The organism is Leifsonia sp. KNZ12-8B (assembly GCF_056755495.1).
Genome location: NZ_JBPGXM010000196.1, coordinates 1 through 4838 on the forward strand (window position 1 = coordinate 1; position 4838 = coordinate 4838).

Here is a 4838-nt window from a genome sequence, read left to right on the forward strand (position 1 = left end):
CCGCCGATATGTGCATCCCGCGCAGCCAGCGGCCGGTGCCCGACGGCCCCCACTGGGTGAGGGGGCCGCGGGGGGACGCGCGCGGGGGACGCGGTCGCCGTGGAGTGTACGCCTGCACCGCCTTCCGGTGACCGGTGCCTCGGGCTAGTCTGAGTCCCCGTGGCGCCGGTGCAGCACGGGCGCCCTCGACCGTAGGGAGATCCATGGCAGCGACGCGCACCCTCTTCGTCGGCGGCACCGGAGTGATCAGCTCGGCATGCGTGGCGCGGGCGGTGGAGGCGGGGCACGAGGTCACCGTCGTCAACCGCGGGAACAGCACCACCCGGCCGCTGCCGGACGGCGTCGAGGTGCTCCACGCCGACATCCGCGACCCGCGGAGCGTGCACGACGTGCTGGGCGAGCGGAGCTTCGACGTCGCTGCCGAGTTCCTCGCGTTCACACCCGAGCACATCCGCACGGACTTCGACCTGTTCGAGGGGCGGGTCGGCCAGTACGTCTTCATCAGCTCCGCGTCGGCCTATCAGAAGCCGCCGGCGCGCGTGCCGGTCACGGAGTCGACCCCGCTGCGCAACCCGTTCTGGCAGTACTCGCGCGACAAGATCGCGTGCGAGGACCTTCTGGTGGAGGCGTACCGCGACCGCGGCTTCCCGGTCACGATCGTGCGGCCGTCGCACACCTACGACCGCACGATGATCCCGACCATGGGGCACTGGACCGACCTCGAGCGGATGCGCCGCGGCGCTCCGGTCGTCGTGCACGGCGACGGCACCAGCCGGTGGACGATCACGCACGCCGGCGACTTCGCGGTCGCCTTCGTCGGTCTGCTCGGCCGGCCGGAGGCGGTGGGCGACTCCTTCCACATCACCGGCGACGAGGCCCCCACCTGGGACCGCATCTACTGCGACCTCGCCGAGGCGCTCGGCGTGGAGGCCGAGCTCGTGCACGTGTCCAGCGAGACCATCGCACGGGTCGTCCCCGAGCTCGGCCCCGGCCTCATCGGCGACAAGGCGCACTCGATGCACTTCGACAACAGCAAGGTGAAGGCGCTGGTGCCCGAGTTCCAGGCCAGCGTGCCGTTCGCGCGCGGCGCAGGCGAGATCGTCGAGTGGTACCTGGCCGACGCCTCCCGGCAGCGGACCGACCCCGACCTCGACGCGGCGTTCGACCGGCTCGTGGAGCACGCGCGGTCGATCTGAGGCACGGCCGGTCGCCGCACCGTCGCACCGGGACGCCCGGCGGTGGTTCAATGGCGCCACGGACGGCGACTATGAGACCGAGCGCTGGCGGATGGTCGAGCAGCAGCTCGTCCCCCGCGGGATCGAGGACCAACGGGTGCTCGACGCGATGCGACGCGTCCCGCGCCACGAGTTCGTGCCGGAGCCCTCGGTGCGGTACGCGTACGAGGACCATCCGATACCGATCGGCGAGGGCCAGACGATCTCGCAGCCGTACATCGTGGCGCTGATGCTGGAGGCCGCGCGCATCGGGCCCGAGGACAGCGTGCTCGACGTCGGAACCGGCTCCGGCTACGCGGCGGCGGTCGCAGCGGAGCTCGCGCACCGGGTGGTGAGCATCGAACGGCACGCCGGCCTCGCCGTCGCCGCCGCGGCCACGCTCGACGCGCTCGGGTACCGGGTGAACGTGGTCACCGGCGACGGCACGCTGGGCTGGGCGGAGGGCGCGCCGTACGACGCGATCCTCGCGGCGGCCACCGGGCCGTCGTTGCCGCGGGCGTGGGTGGAGCAGCTCGCGCCCGGCGGCCGGATCGTCATGCCCGTGGGGCGGCCGGGCGGGGCGCAGCACCTCGCGGCGTTCCAGCTGCGGGCGGACGGGGAGCTGCGCGAGACGAATCTCGGCGCGGTCGCGTTCGTGCCCCTGGTGGGCGAGGAGGCGTGGCCGGAGGCGTGAGCGTGCGCGGCGCGCGCGGGGCGCGCGGGCGGCTTGTGCGGACGTCTCAGGCGGCGACGGCGGCGGCCGGCTCGCGGATCGTTCCGCGCGCCGCGGCGGGGGCCTCCCGCAGGGCGCCGAGCAGCGCGGCCAGCTGGCCGGCGGGCGCATGCCGGTCCTCCGGATGCCACTGCACGGCGAGCACGGGCGCGTCGCGGTGCTCGACGGCCTCCACATGACCGTCTGGCGCGCGGCCGGTGACGACCAGGCCTTCCCCCAGCACGTCGACCGCCTGGTGGTGCGCGCTGCGGACGTCGACGACGGGTCCGCCGAGCAGAGCCTCCACCCGGCTCCCGGCCTCCAGGAGCACCGGGTGGGTCGTCAGGACATCGGGGATCGGCACGCCGCGGTTGACGTGGCCGCTGTCGTCGCCCAGGTCCTGCAGCAGCGTGCCGCCGAGGGCGACGTTGACGATCTGGAGGCCGCGGCAGATCCCGAGCAGCGGCACGCCGCGCTCGATCGAGCGGTGCACGAGGGCGATCTGCGCGTCGTCGGCGGCCTCGAGGTGACGGCTCTCGTGCGCGTAGCCGGCGCTTCCACCGTAGAAGCGCGGTGCGATGTCCTCCCCGCCCACGATGACGACCGCGTCGGCGGCGTCGGTGCGTGCGAGCAGCCGGGCGCGGCCCTCGTCGGCGGCGAGCCGGCTGACGCGCAGGCCCTGGGCCTCCGCCTCGGCGATGACGGCACCGACCAGCAGCTGCACGTAGGCGTGATAGGCGGGGTCGTGGCCGCGGAAGCGGGTGGCCTCGACCACGGCGAGCGAGCGGGCGCCGGATGCTGCCACGGGCTCCTCCTCTCGCCGGTCGCTGACCCGTCCGATCCTGCCGGGAGCCGCCGCCGGCCGCATCCCGCCGCGTAACAGGTCGAAACAGTGACAGCCGACAGGCCCCCGCATAGACTCGGCAGCAACTCAGGAACGCCCGGGAGAGTGGGGGGATGCGCTTGCGACGTGTGCTGACCGGGGTGCTCCTGGCGATCGGCCTGGCGGTGGCCCCGGCGGTGGCGGCAGCAGGCCCCGCCGCGGCGCAGGACCCCGTCCAGCTCGGCACGAGCAGGGTGGTGGACCAGGCCGGCGTGCTCGACGGCGGCGAGACCGCCGAGATCGAGAAGGCCGTCGACGGTCTCTACCAGCAGCACAAGCTCGACCTGTGGGTGGTCTACGTCGACGACTTCACCAACCCCGCCGACGCGCAGGACTGGGCGAACGAGACGGCGAGCCGCAACGGACTCGGCCCCTCCGACTACGTGCTCGCGGTGGCGACGCAGGGCCGCACGTACTACCTCTCCGGCGACGACAGCGGTCCGGTCTCCACCGACCAGCTCACCAGGATCGAGCAGGACGACATCGAGCCGAAGCTGCACGACGACGACTGGTCTGGCGCGGCGCTGGCGGCGGTGGACGGGCTGGCAGACGCGGCGGGAGGCGGCGGAGGCGGCGGCAGCGGCTTCTTCTGGTTCTTCCTCATCGGTGTGCTCGTCGTCGGCGTGGTGATCTTCCTCGTGGTCCGGACCCGGTCGCGCAAGCGGGTCGGCGCCGGTGCGCCCGGTGCCGGTGCACCCGGTGCGCCGGCCCAGCCGCAGAGCGAGCTGCAGACCATGCCGCTGAAGGAGCTGGAGCGCAGGGCCGGCTCGGCGCTGGTGCAGACGGACGACGCGATCCGCACCAGCGAGGAGGAGCTCGGCTTCGCGACCGCGCAGTACGGCGCTGAGGCGGTCGTCCCCTTCCAGGCGGCGCTCGACCAGGCGAAGGCGCAGCTGCGCGACGCCTTCCGGATCAAGCAGCAGCTCGACGACGCCGAACCGGACACCGACGAGCAGCGGCGCGAATGGAACATCCGCATCGTGCAGCTGTGCACCACCGCCAACGAGGCGCTCGACGACCAGGCCGACGCCTTCGACGAGCTGCGGGCGCTCGAGAAGCGCATCCCGGAGGCGAGCGCCGACGTTACCGCGGCCGAGCAGAAGACGCGGGCCCGCATGCAGCAGACCGAGACGACGTTCACCGACCTCGGCCGGCGGTACACGGCGGCCTCCCTCAGCACGGTGCACGACAACATCGAGCAGGCCGGCCAGCGACTGGACTTCGCGGTCTCCACCCTCACCGCGGCGCAGCAGAAGGCGGCAGCGGGCGACACCAGCGCGGCGGCGGTCGGCGTGCGCGCGGCGGAGGAGGCCGTCGATCAGGCGGCGCTGCTCCTCGACGCGGTCGACCGGGTCGGCGCCGACCTGGCGAAGACCCAGCAGGCGATCGACGCCGTCGTGCCCGAGCTCGAGAGCGACCTCGCCGAGGCCCGCGCCCTCGCCGCGGCCGGAGACCCGGGCGGCGCCATCGCCGGCGTCGTCGCGAGCACCGAGCAGACGCTGAGCGACGTGAAGGCGAAGCTCGCCGCTCCCCCGGTCAACCCGCTGGAACTGGCGCAGCGCCTCGACACGGCCAACCGCGCGATCGACGGCGCGCTCCAGGGCGTGCGCGACGCCCGGTTGCAGACCCAGCGGGCGCAGTCGTCGCTGCAGCAGGCCCTGCTCACGGCGCACGCGCGCGTCTCCGCGTGCGAGGACTTCATCACGGCCCGTCGTGGAGCGGTGGGAGCAGAGGCACGCACCCGGCTCGCCGAGGCCGGGCGCCTGGTCGTGCAGGCCGAGCAGACCGCGGCCTCCGACCCGGTGACCGCGCTCGGCCAGGCCCAGCGTGCCGCCCAGCTGGCCGAGGAGGCGACCGACCTCGCCCAGCGCGACGTCGGCGGGTTCCAGCCCGACATGGGCGGCCTCGGCGGCATGTTCGGCGGCGGCACCTCCGGTCGCGGCGGCGGAAGCGGTGCGATGGGCGCCATCCTGGGCGGCATCCTCATCGACTCCGTCCTGAGCGGCGGGACTGTCTCTTATACACATCT

The 4838-nt window shown here is 73.9% G+C and carries 3 protein-coding genes and 1 pseudogene; 3 read left to right on the forward strand and 1 reads right to left on the reverse strand.

Features of this window, described 5'->3' with window-relative positions:
• Positions 1-203 precede the first annotated feature (203 nt).
• Together ACR9ZG_RS18035 and ACR9ZG_RS18040 are read left to right on the forward strand one after the other, a co-directional pair.
• Positions 204-1196, forward strand: coding sequence for an SDR family oxidoreductase (locus tag ACR9ZG_RS18035; protein ID WP_481286226.1), 993 nt, complete (start codon positions 204-206; stop codon positions 1194-1196).
• An 82-nt stretch (positions 1197-1278) separates the two neighbouring features.
• A pseudogene (locus ACR9ZG_RS18040) lies at positions 1279-1908 on the forward strand (protein-L-isoaspartate(D-aspartate) O-methyltransferase); the annotation flags it as partial.
• Between the two features lie 46 nt (positions 1909-1954).
• On the opposite strand, the gene ACR9ZG_RS18045 reads toward ACR9ZG_RS18040, so the two are convergent.
• Positions 1955-2731, reverse strand: coding sequence for a gamma-glutamyl-gamma-aminobutyrate hydrolase family protein (locus tag ACR9ZG_RS18045; protein WP_481286227.1), 777 nt, complete (start codon positions 2729-2731; stop codon positions 1955-1957).
• 152 nt (positions 2732-2883) lie between these two features.
• On the opposite strand from ACR9ZG_RS18045, the gene ACR9ZG_RS18050 reads away from it, so the two are divergent.
• Positions 2884-4838: TPM domain-containing protein (locus tag ACR9ZG_RS18050; protein ID WP_481286228.1), on the forward strand; the 1955-nt coding region annotated here is incomplete at its 3' end.

What these genes read in the sequence shown, in the direction of transcription:
- ACR9ZG_RS18035 (WP_481286226.1), top strand. Translation starts at nt 204, where the DNA reads ATGGCAGCGACGCGCACCCTCTTCGTCGGCGGCACCGGAGTGATCAGC.